Origin of the sequence: Vibrio sp. K4 (assembly GCF_051122595.1) — a bacterium.
Lineage (GTDB): Bacteria > Pseudomonadota > Gammaproteobacteria > Enterobacterales > Vibrionaceae > Vibrio > Vibrio owensii.
The window spans coordinates 326,816-341,067 of record NZ_CP178578.1 but is presented as its reverse complement, the minus strand read 5'-3'; the positions used below and the strand labels follow the sequence as shown (position 1 = coordinate 341,067).

The window sequence follows — 14,252 nt, the reverse complement described above, 5'->3', positions numbered from 1 at the left end:
AATTATGGATAAGACGATCTCCACGTCCCATGCTGATACGCATCCGAGTGAGCTGTCAGCAGAAGAACTGATTGCCCAAGATGTGGGTGCTCGCCTGCCAACCGGAATCATGGAAAAGTTGATTGCGGGTTTGGCGTTACTTTGGTCTTTGTTTCAACTTTGGATAGCGTCTCCGCTGCCCTTTATTGTTGGCTTCGGTGTGATGAACGACACCGAAACGCGCGCCATTCACCTTGGCTTTGCCTTGTTGCTTGCCTTCCTAGTCTTCCCCGCTTTTAAGCGCTCTCCACGCGACCGTGTTCCTGCCTTCGACATCATGTTGGGTTTGATTGCTTGTGCCTCTTCGCTGTACTTGTTTGTTATGTATGAAGCACTAGCACAACGTCCGGGCAGCTTAACCACTGAAGACTTTATTACTGCCTTGATTGGTTTGCCTCTGCTTTTAGAGGCGGCGCGTCGAGTATTGGGCCCTGCGTTGCCTGTGATTGCGTTGGTGTTTATCGGCTACAGCTTGGCAGGCCCATACATGCCGGGTTTATTGTCCCACCGCGGCGTGCAGTTGGATGCGTTGGCTAACCACCAGTGGATCACTACAGAAGGTGTGTTTGGTATTGCGCTTGGCGTATCGACCAGCTTTGTATTCCTGTTTGTTCTGTTTGGTGCGTTGTTGGAACGTGCTGGAGCAGGGCACTACTTCATTCAATTGGCATTTAGCATGTTGGGGCACTTGCGTGGTGGCCCTGCAAAAGCGGCCGTCGTTGCCTCTGGCTTAACGGGTTTGATTTCGGGCTCGTCCATCGCCAACGTAGTGACCACGGGTACGTTCACTATTCCTATGATGCGTAAAGTTGGTTTCTCTCCAGAGAAAGCCGGTGCAGTGGAAGTGGCGTCATCGGTGAATGGGCAAATCATGCCTCCTGTTATGGGCGCCGCAGCATTTTTGATGGTGGAATACGTTGGCATTCCTTATGTTGAGATCATCAAGCACGCCTTCTTACCTGCTGCTATTTCTTACATTGCCCTGCTTTATATTGTTCATTTAGAGGCGCTCAAATTGGGCATGCAGCCAATTGATGCTGCACGTTCAAAACCTTGGCTAGCAAGACTCACGGGTTTTGCATTTGGTGCGGCGTTGATTTCTGGTTTGTCGATGGCGGTCTACTACGGCTTAGGATGGTTGAAGCCAGTATTGGGGGACTTTGTCCTACCGGGGATGGCGTTGATTCTTGCGGTGGTGTACTTGGCGCTGCTAAAAGTGGCGGCAAGCAATGAACCGCTACCTGAAGAAGACCCAGATGCTCCGCTAGAACAGTTACCAAATACGCGCGCAGTCTTGTTGTCTGGCTTGCACTACCTACTGCCTGTGGTGGTCTTGGTGTGGTGTTTGATGATCGAGCGTTTGTCTCCGGGATTGTCTGCTTTTTGGGGCAGCGTGATTCTGGTGGTGATCGTTTTGACTCAACGTCCTCTGCTGACTTGGATGCGTAAAGACGGCAAACACGATTACGGTAACTTCAAAGACGGTTGTATTGATTTGCGTGAAGGCTTAATTGCTGGTGCGCGTAACATGATCGGCATTGGTATCGCGACTGCCACCGCAGGCGTGATTGTTGGTGCGGTATCGCAAACGGGTGTTGGCTTAGTATTGGCTGATTTGGTTGAGATGTTGTCGATGGGCAACTTGCTACTCATGCTGATGCTCACCGCAGTATTGAGCTTGATTTTAGGAATGGGCTTACCAACTACCGCGAACTACATCGTGGTATCGAGCTTGCTAGCACCTGTAATCGTCACGCTGGGTCAACAACACGGTTTGATTGTGCCGTTGATTGCGGTGCACTTATTTGTGTTTTACTTCGGTATCATGGCTGATGTAACGCCGCCAGTGGGTCTGGCTTCGTTTGCGGCTGCGGCGGTGTCGAAAGGCGATCCAATCAAGACGGGCTTAACCGCGTTTTACTACAGTCTAAGAACCGCAGCTTTGCCGTTCCTATTTATCTTCAATACGGATTTGTTGTTGATTGATGTCGATTGGGCGCACGGCATTGCCATCTTTGTTATCTCTACTATCGCGATGTTGATATTCGCAGCGGCGACGCAAGGTTGGTTCCTGACTCGTAACCGTTGGTACGAAGGCGTTTTGCTTTTGCTGGTGGCCTTTACCCTGTTCCGTCCAGGGTTCTGGATCGACATGGTGGTGGATCCGTACCAATCGAGCAATCCTGCCCAGTTGGCACAAACGCTTGAGCCGCTAGAAGAGGGCGGTGTGCTGAGAATGCGCATCAGCGGTGAAGATGCAGTAGGTAAGATGCGTGAATTCTCGGTGTTGTTGTCGGTTCCTGAAGGGGAAACCGGACAAGATAAACTGGACGCATTGGGTATCGCGACTTATCAGCAAGGTGAACAAACTCTTATTGATATCGTTAGCTTTGCTAGCCCAGCAGAGGCTGCAGGATTGCAGTTCGACCAACAAATTGTCGATGTGCGTGTGCCTGTTGAGCGTTATCGCAAAGAGTGGATGTGGATTCCGGCAATGTTGCTGTTTGGTGTTGTGATTTGGCTACAACGTCGAAGAGTAACTGCCCAGCTTTCTGCAGCACATTGATAGTTAAAGATAAATGACCATAAAGCCCCGTTAGAGTTAAGACTAACGGGGCTTTTTTATGTCTGGAATATTCGCCAATGTGATTGTCTAAGTCGCGGAATGATTAGCGTCTTCTATACTTTATGCACACGATGCCCAAGTGACTTCAAGATGCAGGATTCAGAGCGTTGTCACTGACTCAAGTTCAAGGAAAGCAACGAAGCGGAATAGCTAGCTCTTTCCAAGTTGTTTGACGAAGAAATTGTTTCAGTGACACGCTCCCGAAGGGCGAGTTGCCTTGGTTCGCATGCTTTGTTAACAATTTTCGATTTAGAACCACTAGACCTTTAAATTGTTGCCTCGCCTTCAAACCAAGTCATTCTCGCTGAACCAGCATCTCGAGGTTACTTGGGCATCAAAGAGTGTGAATATCTTTGCGCATCATTTGAACAAATTATCAACGCTCAAAATCGGATCTTAACCTTTCAGATCATCTTGTTGTTCGAAAGCGGAAAAATCCTACACTGATCACATAATTGAACACTTGGACAATATAAATGAGCGACGATATCGCGAAGAAATCCTCTTCGAAATCCAAACTGACCAAAATCCTTTTCCTTCTCGTTTGTGCTATCGGCTTCGGTGCGATGTACTGGTCTTGGCAATATTCTGACAGTCATCCGAGTACGGAAGACGCGTATGTAAGAGCTAAAATCCTGTCTGTCGCTCCTCAGGTTCAAGGCCAAGTGATCTCAGTAGAAGCCAAAGATTTCCAAGTGGTGAACAAAGGCGACCTGCTATTAAAGATTGATTCTCGTCCTTATCTGCTAGCAGTCAAACAAGCCAAAGCGGCTTATCAATTGGCGGTTCAACAACACGATGTGGCCGACAAGCAAGTTACTGAAGCGGTGGCGGGATTGGATGCGGCGCGTTCTAACCTGACCGAAGCGCAGTTGGAGTACAAACGTACTAACTCGCTAGTGAAACGCAAATTAGCGTCTGATCAAGATTTGGATACTGCGAAAAACAAACTCGCTAACGCTCAAGCAAGCTTAGAACAAGCACGTGCAACGGTAGAAAAAGCAATTGCAAACCGTGGTGAAGAAGGCGCAGAAGCAGCGGTTGTTCAACAAGCGGCAGCGCAACTTGCACAAGCTGAATTGAACCTCAGCTACACCGACATCACTTCTCCTGTCGATGGCATCGCGGGTGAAATCAACACACATACTGGTTCTGTTGTCGGCATTGGCCAAACACTGTTCCCTGTGATTGTAAAAGACAGTTACTGGGTACGCGCAAACTTTAAAGAAACTGACCTAACACACATCAAAGCAGGCATGCACGCTGAAGTCGTGATCGACATGTACCCAGACGTAGTTTGGGATGCGAAAGTGGAAGAACTGTCGCCAGCAAGTGGTACCTCTTTCTCTTTGATGCCACCAGAAAATGCAACCGGTAACTGGGTGAAAATCAAACAACGTTTCCCTGTGCGTCTGACACTTGAAGTGCCTGAAGGTGCGCCACAATTACGTGTGGGTGCAAGTTCTGAAGTGACTGTTGATCTGAAAAGTAACGCGCAATGAGTAACGAGATTACGGCCGACAAACGGGGAATAGCCACCGTCGCCGTGATGCTTTCGGCCATCATGGTGCTGATAGACATGACCGTTGCTAACGTGTCGCTTTCACACATGATGGGCGCGTTGGGCGCAACGGCAGACCGAATCACTTGGGTCCTAACTGGCTACAGCATGGCTGAGGCGATCTTCATCCCGATGACCAGTTTCTGGGTATCGCGATTTGGTGAGCGCAAAGTCATGCTGGTGGCGGTGATCGGCTTTGTGATTGCTAGTGCTTTCTGTGGACAAGCGGGTTCACTCGAAGAGATGGTGGTGTTCCGCATTATCCAAGGTGCGTTTGGTGCCTCGGTTATTCCACTGGCGCAATCTACATTGGTTCAGATTTACCCTTCTGAGCAAAAAGGCAAGGCGATGGCGATCTTCTCCATCGGTATCTTGCTTGGTCCGATTTTAGGCCCAGTAGTGGGCGGTGTGATTACTGACAACATCAACTGGCGTTGGATCTTCTACGTCAACTTGCCATTTGGCTTGGTGTGTACTGCGTTGATTTATCGCTACATCCACATCAGCAACAAATCCAAACCAAACTTCGACTGGTGGATCATTGGCTATATGGCCCTCGGGGTCGGTGCGTTGCAGTTCGTACTCGACAAAGGTAATGACGAAGACTGGTTTAACTCTCGCATTATCCAAACCGCAGTGCTGTTGGCGATCATGGGCTTAATCATGTGGATCTACCGCAGCTGGAAGACCAAGAGCCCCATTGCGCCTCTGTGGCTCCTCAAGGACAAAAACCTCATGGTCTCGTCCTTAATGATGGCGGTAGTGTCGATGGCCATGTTCGGCTTGACCACTCAACAACCGATGTTGCTTGAAAGCTTATTGAACTACCCAGTATCCACCACGGGTATGTTAATGGCACCACGGGGGCTGGCGTCTGCCTGTATGCTGATATTGGTGATTGTGATTAACCCACAATTCGATCCAAGGTTGAAGATTGTCTTTGGCCTAACCTGTATCGGTATTGGTAGTTACCTCATGACCTTGTACTCCATGGAAATCGATACCTTCTGGATCGTGATGCCAAGTATGATTCAGGGTATGGGCTTAGGTTTGACCTTCTCGACCTTATCGACACTGGCGTATATGACATTGCCAAAAGAGCAGTCAGTGGCTGGGGCGAGTATTTTTAACCTGTTCCGCACCATTGGTAGTTCGTTTGGTATCTCGATTGCGACTACATACCAATACCGCGATAGCCAACAGCAATGGCACGCTTTGGGAGAAGGCTTTAACCCTTACAACCCAGTGTTGCATGACTGGGCTGCGAAACAGGGGTTATCGATTACTGATCCTGCGGCATTGGAGCAATACCAGAACATGCTTCATCAGCAATCACAAATGGTGGCCTTTGTGCACACCTTCCAGTTGGTCGGGGTGATGTTCGTTATCATGATGCCGATGCTGATATTTATCCGCTCAAGGTAAACCTCAAAAGCCAAACAAAAGCGCCCTTAACTCAGCCAGTTAAGGGCGCTTTTTTATGTCTGACGTTTCTATCGGTTTTCGAGCAATTAACCGTTTCGAGCAATTAACCGAAGGTCACTTCACTGAAATGCGGGTTGTCTTTGAGTGCCCTCATCGCAATCAATTGTTCGGTTGGGAACGAAATGTGCTCGCCATCGATATCCAAAAATAAGCACTCTTGTCGTTCAATATCGTAGCCTGTATCAAATGCGCTGCCTTGATGTTTCTCACCATTTTTGAGGGTGATCTCCACGGGCAGATTAAACATACAAGCGATTTCAATAAAATCGTATTGGCTGCAGGTCACCATAACTTTTCTCCTTCTCTCTTCTTTATCAAGACCGATAAAGGACAGAAATACTTCTCTGAAACCTAATCTTCATCTTACGCCCTATTTTGGTCATGAAAAAGACATACAAGCAGGCTTAACTAAAACCATAGTTTAGTGAACAAGACGTAGATAGGACATGTCTGAAACGACACTTAAAAACACGTACTTGGCTCGTGAGCGCGCAACGCAATCACTGATTACTCCTCACACTTACTACGCGCAGTTGGCGCATCGCATTAACCACTCACCTCAATTTGAACATGGACGCGTCAAAGACAAGATGCCAAACGTGCCAAGCCCTCAGTCTTTTTGGCAAGTGTGTTGGGCCTACATGGGCGGACGTTCGCCGCTCAGTCCTGATAACCAGTTACCTTATTCATCGATAGAGCCGACGCGATTTGAACAGCGACAACAAGCGATGCGAGTCACTTGGCTCGGGCATTCCACTTTGATGATTGAGACCGATGGCGTACGCATTCTGACTGACCCTGTATTCGACTATGCGTCGCCGTTGATTGCTAAGGCATGGTTTGAGCGCAATATCCCCAATACAGCTGTACGGGATAGCTTGCCGATTCCGGATGTTATCGTGATCTCTCATGATCATTACGATCACCTCGAAGCTTCGACCATACGTTACTATTCTGATAAATCCGTAACATTTTACGTGCCACTCGGTGTCGGTAAGCATTTGATTCGTTGGGGTGTTAGGCCTGATAACGTGGTGGAATTTGATTGGTGGGAGAGCGTTCATTACGCCAACGTTGAGTTGATATGCACGCCAGCCAATCACAACTCAGGGCGCACTTATCTGGATAAGAATTCGACCTTATGGGCATCTTGGGTTGTTAAAGGGCAGCAAGAGACCCTCTATTTCAGCGGCGACAGTGCGTACGATAGTCACTTTGCACAAATTGCTCAGCGCTGCGGCCCGATTGATATCGCCTGTTTGGAAGTCGCGGCAGATGTGAAAGGCAACCAAGGTTATCCGGTTGAGAACTGGGGACACATGCAAGCGCATCACACCGTACTAGCATTCAAAGATCTACAAGCGAAGAAGTTGCTACCTGTGCACTGGGCAACGTATGAGCTGTTTACGCACAAATGGGATGAGCCCATTGAGGACTTGATTGAACATTGCCAAGCTGATCACATTGAGCTGATAACCCCGATGGCGGGAGAGAGTTTTTACGTGTCAAAAGAATATAAAAATAAGCCTTGGTGGCAAGCCAATAAATTATGTGAGCAAGCTAGAAAAATACGGGTATAATATGACGGCGCTTCAATAATACCTCGGTTAATTTAACCAACTTTCTTGCTCCTTATAACAAGATTTTTACTGGTCATCGAATCGATAAATTACCAGTGAGTCACTATTTTTCTGTGATCCCTCACGATAATAAATCTCTGAGTACAACTTTTTGATACTTCTCACCTAATAAAATAACCTTCTGAGAGAAAACTTTTACTAAAAATCTTTGTGAACTTAATTTTACGCATCAAAACAATTATACTCGTCGCCATACTGATAAGGCTTAAAATAGCTGGTCAAAGTGTGAACGCAATGGGTAAAACTTGATCAGTTAACAACAAGTAAAAGTCTCATCATTGAAACCGATTTAATTGATAAAGAGTGCTGGGAATAATTGGAACCAGCATCACAAGAGTAGGATTCTCTTGAATATATCATCAGGGATGCTGAAGAAATTAAAACAGGCATTGTTAGATGAATAATTCTGCAACGTATTTACTTGCTGCTTTACGAGAAAAAATTAAAGAGAAAGGGATTTGTTATTCCGATCTCTCTGCTGGAATGGGGATTCCTCTATCAACCATTAAGAGACAGTTACACAACACGTCTTTAGGGTTGGACAAAATACTCTCGTACGCCACTCATTTAGATACTGACTTAGTCGAATTGTCCATGCGTGGTAAACAGCTGCAACAAGAAAACGAGCAATTTATCACCGACATTAACAGTGAAATATTTCACCAGTATCCGTACCTGTTTGATTTCTTGTATTTATTACGTCGGAAGGAATGGTCTCCGCAAGATATTGCAAGCAAATACCAATTGACCCATACCTCGATCACCCTTTATTTCCGCGCATTGGAAATGATGGATTACATCGAGCTAAAAGGTGATGATCAATACCGTTTTAAAGACCAAGGTCGCTTTATTTTCGAAGAAGGCTCCAAGCTCGATACTTTGTTTGCTAAGCGCTTTCGAGATGAAGTGTTTAGCCATGATGTGCGACCACCGATTTGCATGGGACGCATTGCTATCACTGAAGAGCAGGAAGAGAAACTGGCGAATGAGGTGTACAACAAACTGATAGAGTTTGATGTGCAAAACAAGAGCGGAGAAAGCAGTAAGCGACTGAGAAACGTCTTAATGACTTACACGCCGGGCAATCAGATATTCCTTTCGGATACGATTCCGAATATTGACGGTGAATTATTAAAGGCCATCTCGATGGCGAATGAAAAATAGTGACTATTTAATCACAAAATAAAGAATTTATATTAAGTGGGTGTGTTTGATAATGAATGCATCAAAGACCCACTATTATCCAAAATTAATGACCTGTTATTTAAATAGGTCAAACGAAGAAGAGACAAATTAACCGATCTCTTCTCAAATCCAAAAGTGAAATAAATAAGGCTGAATCTTCATCATCGAAACTCGGCAGGGCACGTCTCGACCTTTTTTCGCCTGATCAGGACCAAAAGCCAATAAATGAGGGATATAACATGCACTTTAAGACTTCTTTATGTGCGATTGCTGTCGGGGTTGCTCTAACACTTAGTGGATGCAACAGTAGTGATAATGACTCGAATGTGGAAGCGCCACTGAAAGCGGCTGAATTCCACAACACCATTGACCGTGCAGGTGTGCCAGTGGCACTGCGTGATCTACATGGTGGTCACCTTCGCTACATTCCTATGTTCGATAACGGTTCTTGGCATGGTCACACGTTAGATACCAAAGGTGGTGAAATCACCCTAGGTGGTACGGCGTTGCTAACGGAAGAATACGTGTCATTCATGGCTGCACGTTTCGACCGTTTAACACTGATGGTTGACGGTGAAGCGATGCCGCTTGAGCTGACAGACGCTTACTCGCAACCAGGCGCACTGATTCAAGAGTACACAGGCGATAACGGCATCACTGCCGAACTTGAAATGCGCTTTGTGACGGATCGTACGTCTCTTGTTAAAACCACTATCAAGAACCCGAACAAGCTGGCTATTCAAGGCGAATGGGACGGTGAGTTGATGCAAGATTACCGCGCTGACGATGGTGAACTATACAAAAACAGCGACAGCACAGTGCGCAGTGTTGAAGATGCATACCCTACTTACTCACGTGAAATCGCGGCGACAGAAAACGGCGTAGAAGTGTCTTTTGGCGCGGTTCGCGACTCTTGGTCTCTGCTGACTTCAGGCGACTCTAAGTTTGAAGTAACACGCTCTATCAAACCAGAAACATCGACTATTGACGATGACAAGAAAGGCTTTGTCCAAACGGCAGAGCTAGGTAATGGCGAAGAAATCACGCTATACACGGCTTACACGCACGTGCAAAACACGGAAGAGCAAGCGTCTGAGTTTGCGAAGCTTGACGATGTGATGGCCGATCCTAAAGGCTACATGCACGATTCAGCAATGCGTTGGGAAGAGTACCTAGAAAACGGTCTAACCAACGATGCTGCTTCAAAAGAGCATGAATTCGTTGCAGTAAAAGCGATGGAAACACTGAGCGCAAACTGGCGCGGTGCTGCAGGTGCCATTGACCACGACACAGTAACACCATCAGTAACCGCACCTTACTTCTCTGGCAACATGACTTGGCCGTGGGACACATGGAAACAAGCGTACGCAATGGCTCACTTCAACCCAGATGTGGCGATGGAAAACATTCGTACTGTATTCCAATATCAAGTTCAGTCTGACGATCCTGTTCGCCCTTGGGACGAAGGTTACTTGCTTGACGTAGTCACTTACAACTTACCGGCAGAACGTTGGGAAGGCATGTCTGCGGAATACAAAAAAGTGTTCCCACTGGCGACAGACGGCTTGAACTGGAACGAACGCAACACCAAACCATCTCTAGCTGCATGGGCGGTATGGGAAGTGTACACCGCACTGAAAGACGAGCATAACCGTCCGGAAGAAGCGAAGCAGTGGCTAGAAGAGATGTATCCGAAGTTGGTGGCATTCCACGATTGGTGGCTGCGTGCTCGCGATACAAACAAAAACGGTATCCCTGAATATGGTGCAGCAAAAGACCCAATTCATACTGTGTTCGCAGACGATTTGAACCCAAACAAAGATGGCGAATTGCCTTGGGGTGACGATGCAACATTGGATGACATGAAGTTCCAATACAAAGACGAGGCGAATGGCGACAAGTGGATCAAAGAGACTGGCGTCGAGAAATACAACCAGTTGCTAACGTCCGGTGATTACACCGCGATGAGCATTCCTGCAAAAGTAGCTGCGGGTTGGGAGTCTGGTCGTGACAACGCGGGTGTATTTGGCTTTATCGACACTATCGACAACCTACAAGGTATGTCTGAACTGCCGACACAAGACGAAGCTAAAGTGATCGACCAGATGGGTCGTTACGCACACGACACCAACGGATTCGACAACACCTACGATATGGTTATGGGTGAAGACGGTTCAGTGGTGACTTACCGTAATGATTCTCCAGAAAACATGGACAAACTGGCTCTAGCGAAGAAAGACTGGGAAGTGAAGTTCAACGAGAACACCAACGACGCGAACAAGTTGTCTGGCTACTCACTGATGCAAGAATCGGTAGACCAAGCGTCTTACTGGTACTCAGATAACCTGTTCCTATCGCAAATTGCAGAAGTACTAGGCAAAGCAGATAAAGCGGCTGAGTTTAAAGAGAAAGCGGAAGACACCAAAGAGTACATCAACCGCTGTATGTTCGATGAATCAACCGGTTTCTACTACGACATCGAAGTGGTACCTGGTGGCTTGAGCAACCAATGTGCTGGTCCAATGTTGGTGAAACGCGGCATGGGTCCAGAAGGTTGGTCTCCACTATTCAACAACGCGGCAACGCAAGAGCACGCGGATAAAGTAGTGAAGAACATGCTTGATACCAGCAAGTTTAACTCACCAATGATCCCACTTGGCACGGCGTCAATGGATAACCCGGCTTACGGCCCAGACATTTACTGGCGTGGTCGTGTGTGGCTCGATCAGTTCTACTTCGGTGTTCGTGGTATGGACAACTACGGTTACGGTGTGGAGGCGCGTCAGATGGTGGATAAGCTATTCAAGAACGCACAAGGCTTAACAGAAACAACGCCAATTCAGGAAAACTACAACCCTGAAACGGGTGCAGTGCAGGGCGCAAACAACTTCTCTTGGAGTGCTGCGCACCTTTACATGTTGTACAACGGCTTTGTGGGCAAGTAAGGCTCATTCGTCACTAACAACGAGAAGATTTGGGCGTTGCAGATGACCCCCCTAGCATCTGCAACCGCTTCATCCTCTTCAAATTAGGCTCAATAAGATCAAACCGGACGGTGATCTCCGTCCGGTTTTTATAGAGTTAAAACACTACTTTTCGGCACTTTTCTAAAATTTGTAGGCGAGAAAAATCGCGCTACAAAGCCACTTTCTTTTAAAAACCAATAGTTAACCACCCCGCATTTCGTTCTGTCTATTTTCGATACATAACATTTATAAAATGATCGTTTAACTGTTTTGTAACAAAATATATGCTTCATAAATCAATGAGGTCGTTAATATTCATACGAAAGCATTAAGAGTTGTCCTAACCTCGCCGCTGGCCAGCCGCTCCGAGCCGAAATCATTCCCAAACTCTACTCTTCCGCTTGAATCTACCTCATTCTAAGGAGCGTATTGATAAATACCTCACTTTCTTAGTAGTCAGCATGACGTGTTGCGATGCAGCACCATCAAGGAAGGTGACATGAATTGTTTACAGACCAGCCTTTATAACTTGCTAGAAGACAATAACTTTGTGCCCTCTAAAGAGTACAAAGCCTCTATTGCAAGCTATCTACATTCCGATTCCTCACTCACACCTCAAGCGATGGGTAAGCTTACTGGCGAAATATTCCAGAGCAAACAAACCATGGCGTATTACTTGCTGCACAATGCCATCAACGAAGAAGAGGGCGCAGAGCGACTCAAAATGATTGCCAATCGTTATGCGCAAGGGGAAATGAAGCAGCAAATCATGCATCACTGCCAAAACGACAGAAACCACTCAGCCATGTACGCCAGTTTGATCCCATTAACGGGTTACCAAACCGAGGTTTATCAAGAAGAAAAGTCGAGTGATTTCAGCAATGTGAGCAACTTTTACGACGACATTAAAATCCATCTTTTCCGAGCTCACTCCGTCGAACTTCGTTCTTGGTGTCTATTGGTTTCTCAACTGAGTTTTATCGACCAATCGGATATTCCGTATCTGAAAGAGATGCGACCGACCATTCAGCAAATTTTAGATGATGAGGTGAGGCAGGTTTCCTACACGGCGCAACACGTCAGCCAGTGGTTGGAAGAAGATCCGTCACTGTGCCAAGCCTTCACGCAATGCATGAGCCACACCTACCGAGAAACATGGGACTACCTTGCCTCTATGGCGGAGTTCATGCGAGACAGTGCGCCTTACTTTATGGTCTAGGCACAGAACACTTGAACTTGGCCGAGAGGCTCAACGTTGTTTGTACTGCGTTGGGCAATAGCCTCTGTTTACGTCTGGTGAACGCAGTTTTAAGTGCTTGGTGTTGCGTCCAGAAACACGTTGTCGCCAAAGCTTGAAACTGCGGGGTTTGAGGTGGCGACGCATCAGGCTGATAACGCCATTTTCGTTCAGACCGAACTGATGCTCAATCGCTTCAAATGGGGTTCGGTCTTCCCATGCCATTTCTATGATTCTGGATAGTGCGTCGTCGCTGAGGGTCATGGTGTGTTCCTAATCAGAGTTGCCTATTTAAGCTTAGTAACACACTTACGTAATCTACGGCGAAACGGTTTAATAGGAAGCCGTTTTTAACCGATAAAATGAGGAAATAAAGTTAGGAATAGCAACGGGTTATTTCTGTGGTTTAAGCTCGACCACATTGCCTTCTGGATCTTCTAAATACACAGAGCGACCAAAACCCTGTGCGCCATATCGTTCGGCAAACTCTTCGACGTGGACATTATGTTGATGGAGATATTCAAGCAACTCAGACTCTTCAAAAGGCGCAATTTGCAGGCAGAAATGGTCGAGGTTTCGTCCATCTTGGCTTGGCGACTTACCGCCTAACTTGCCGAGTTCACTCTCAACCGTCACCAAATCAATGATGGCTGTGCCAGCTCGTAACTGCGTCAGCCCTAAGTCGGGCAACTCCCGCTCGATAGGACACCCCAATAGATCTCGATAGAAACGGAGCATCGCATCGAGATTATCCGTTCTTAATACCACATGGTCGAGGGCTTTGATTTCAATGGGGTTTCGTTGATTTGCCATGACGTGTTCCTTTTTCGAGCATTGAGAAAAGTATACGCACTAAACCAGCAAGCTGATCGCCAGAGCCAGCATGACAAAGCCAATAATGAACTCAAGAACCTGCCAAGAGCGAGCATGCTTAAAGATGGGGATCAGTAACTTAGCGCCATAGCCAAGACTGAAAAAGAACACGAAGGAAGCCGATACCGCACCTACGGCAAACTGCCATTTGTGTGGTTCATACTGGGTCGAAATCGATCCTAATAGCACAACGGTATCAAGGTAAACATGCGGGTTTAACCAAGTGAATGCCAAGCAGATAAGAGCGGTTTGCCATGCACTTTTGGAGGCATCACCTTCAGGATTCATCACGTGTTTTTGGGTCAATGCCGAGCGTAAACTGCTGAGACCATACCAAGTTAGGAACGCAGCACCAGCGTATCGCGCGATGGTTTCAATCAAGGGAAACTGCTTCACCAAGTAGCCAAATCCCGCCACTCCAAGGGAAATCAAAATCGCATCGGACAATGCACAAATAAAGCACACCAGAAACACATGATGCTGTTTGATGCCTTGTTTCAGCACAAAGGCGTTTTGCGCTCCGATAGCAAGAATCAGTGATATGCCGAGCGTAAAGCCAGCAAGGTAGGTGGTCATTCTCTCTTCCTTGAACGTCGACCAAATAAGGCTTCAAACCATAACCTTGTCATTGGTTTGGAGC

General features: G+C 47.0%; 11 protein-coding genes. 7 read left to right on the top strand and 4 right to left on the bottom strand.

Features of this window, described 5'->3' with window-relative positions; all coding sequences use genetic code 11:
• The first annotated feature begins 4 nt into the window (after positions 1-4).
• The 3 genes from ACLIIY_RS19075 (at position 5) to ACLIIY_RS19065 (ending at position 5,651) form a co-directional block, all read left to right on the top strand.
• Positions 5-2,605 carry a TRAP transporter permease gene (locus ACLIIY_RS19075; protein ID WP_434529128.1) on the top strand — a complete coding sequence of 867 codons (2,601 nt, stop codon included), beginning with the start codon at positions 5-7 and terminating at the stop codon, positions 2,603-2,605.
• A 536-nt stretch (positions 2,606-3,141) separates the two neighbouring features.
• Positions 3,142-4,167 (top strand): HlyD family secretion protein, encoded by a 1,026-nt coding sequence (locus ACLIIY_RS19070; RefSeq protein WP_009706795.1) that lies wholly within the window; start codon positions 3,142-3,144, stop codon positions 4,165-4,167.
• Positions 4,164-5,651, top strand: a complete 1,488-nt coding sequence (locus ACLIIY_RS19065) for an MDR family MFS transporter (RefSeq protein ID WP_434529127.1) — start codon at positions 4,164-4,166, stop codon at positions 5,649-5,651. Before ACLIIY_RS19070 ends, ACLIIY_RS19065 begins: the two co-directional genes overlap by 4 nt.
• Before the next feature lie 103 nt (positions 5,652-5,754).
• Here ACLIIY_RS19065 and ACLIIY_RS19060 read toward each other — a convergent pair whose 3' ends face one another.
• Positions 5,755-6,000, bottom strand: coding sequence for a Rho-binding antiterminator (locus ACLIIY_RS19060; protein ID WP_005434844.1), 246 nt, complete (start codon positions 5,998-6,000; stop codon positions 5,755-5,757).
• A 157-nt stretch (positions 6,001-6,157) separates the two neighbouring features.
• Between ACLIIY_RS19060 and ACLIIY_RS19055 the strand changes: the two genes are divergently transcribed.
• From ACLIIY_RS19055 to ACLIIY_RS19040, 4 genes are all read left to right on the top strand, one after another.
• Complete coding sequence (locus tag ACLIIY_RS19055; RefSeq protein WP_409379186.1) at positions 6,158-7,291, top strand: MBL fold metallo-hydrolase; 1,134 nt, start codon at positions 6,158-6,160, stop codon at positions 7,289-7,291.
• Positions 7,292-7,747: 456 nt separating this feature from the next.
• Positions 7,748-8,515, top strand: coding sequence for a transcriptional regulator (locus ACLIIY_RS19050; RefSeq protein ID WP_354394122.1), 768 nt, complete (start codon positions 7,748-7,750; stop codon positions 8,513-8,515).
• 260 nt (positions 8,516-8,775) lie between these two features.
• On the top strand, positions 8,776-11,481 hold the full coding sequence (ygjK, locus tag ACLIIY_RS19045) for an alpha-glucosidase (protein WP_434529126.1): 2,706 nt from the start codon (positions 8,776-8,778) through the stop codon (positions 11,479-11,481).
• A gap of 520 nt (positions 11,482-12,001) precedes the next feature.
• Positions 12,002-12,721, top strand: a complete 720-nt coding sequence (locus ACLIIY_RS19040) for a hypothetical protein (RefSeq protein WP_009706801.1) — start codon at positions 12,002-12,004, stop codon at positions 12,719-12,721.
• 30 nt (positions 12,722-12,751) lie between these two features.
• On the opposite strand, the gene ACLIIY_RS19035 is transcribed toward ACLIIY_RS19040, so the two are convergent.
• The 3 genes from ACLIIY_RS19035 to ACLIIY_RS19025 all read right to left on the bottom strand — a co-directional run bounded on the left by ACLIIY_RS19035 (position 12,752) and on the right by ACLIIY_RS19025 (position 14,188).
• Positions 12,752-13,003 carry a TIGR03643 family protein gene (locus ACLIIY_RS19035; protein WP_005428362.1) on the bottom strand — a complete coding sequence of 84 codons (252 nt, stop codon included), beginning with the start codon at positions 13,001-13,003 and terminating at the stop codon, positions 12,752-12,754.
• 129 nt (positions 13,004-13,132) lie between these two features.
• Positions 13,133-13,552, bottom strand: a complete 420-nt coding sequence (locus ACLIIY_RS19030; protein ID WP_005428272.1) for a VOC family protein — start codon at positions 13,550-13,552, stop codon at positions 13,133-13,135.
• A gap of 39 nt (positions 13,553-13,591) precedes the next feature.
• On the bottom strand, positions 13,592-14,188 hold the full coding sequence (locus ACLIIY_RS19025; protein ID WP_005434851.1) for a LysE/ArgO family amino acid transporter: 597 nt from the start codon (positions 14,186-14,188) through the stop codon (positions 13,592-13,594).
• Positions 14,189-14,252 lie beyond the last annotated feature (64 nt).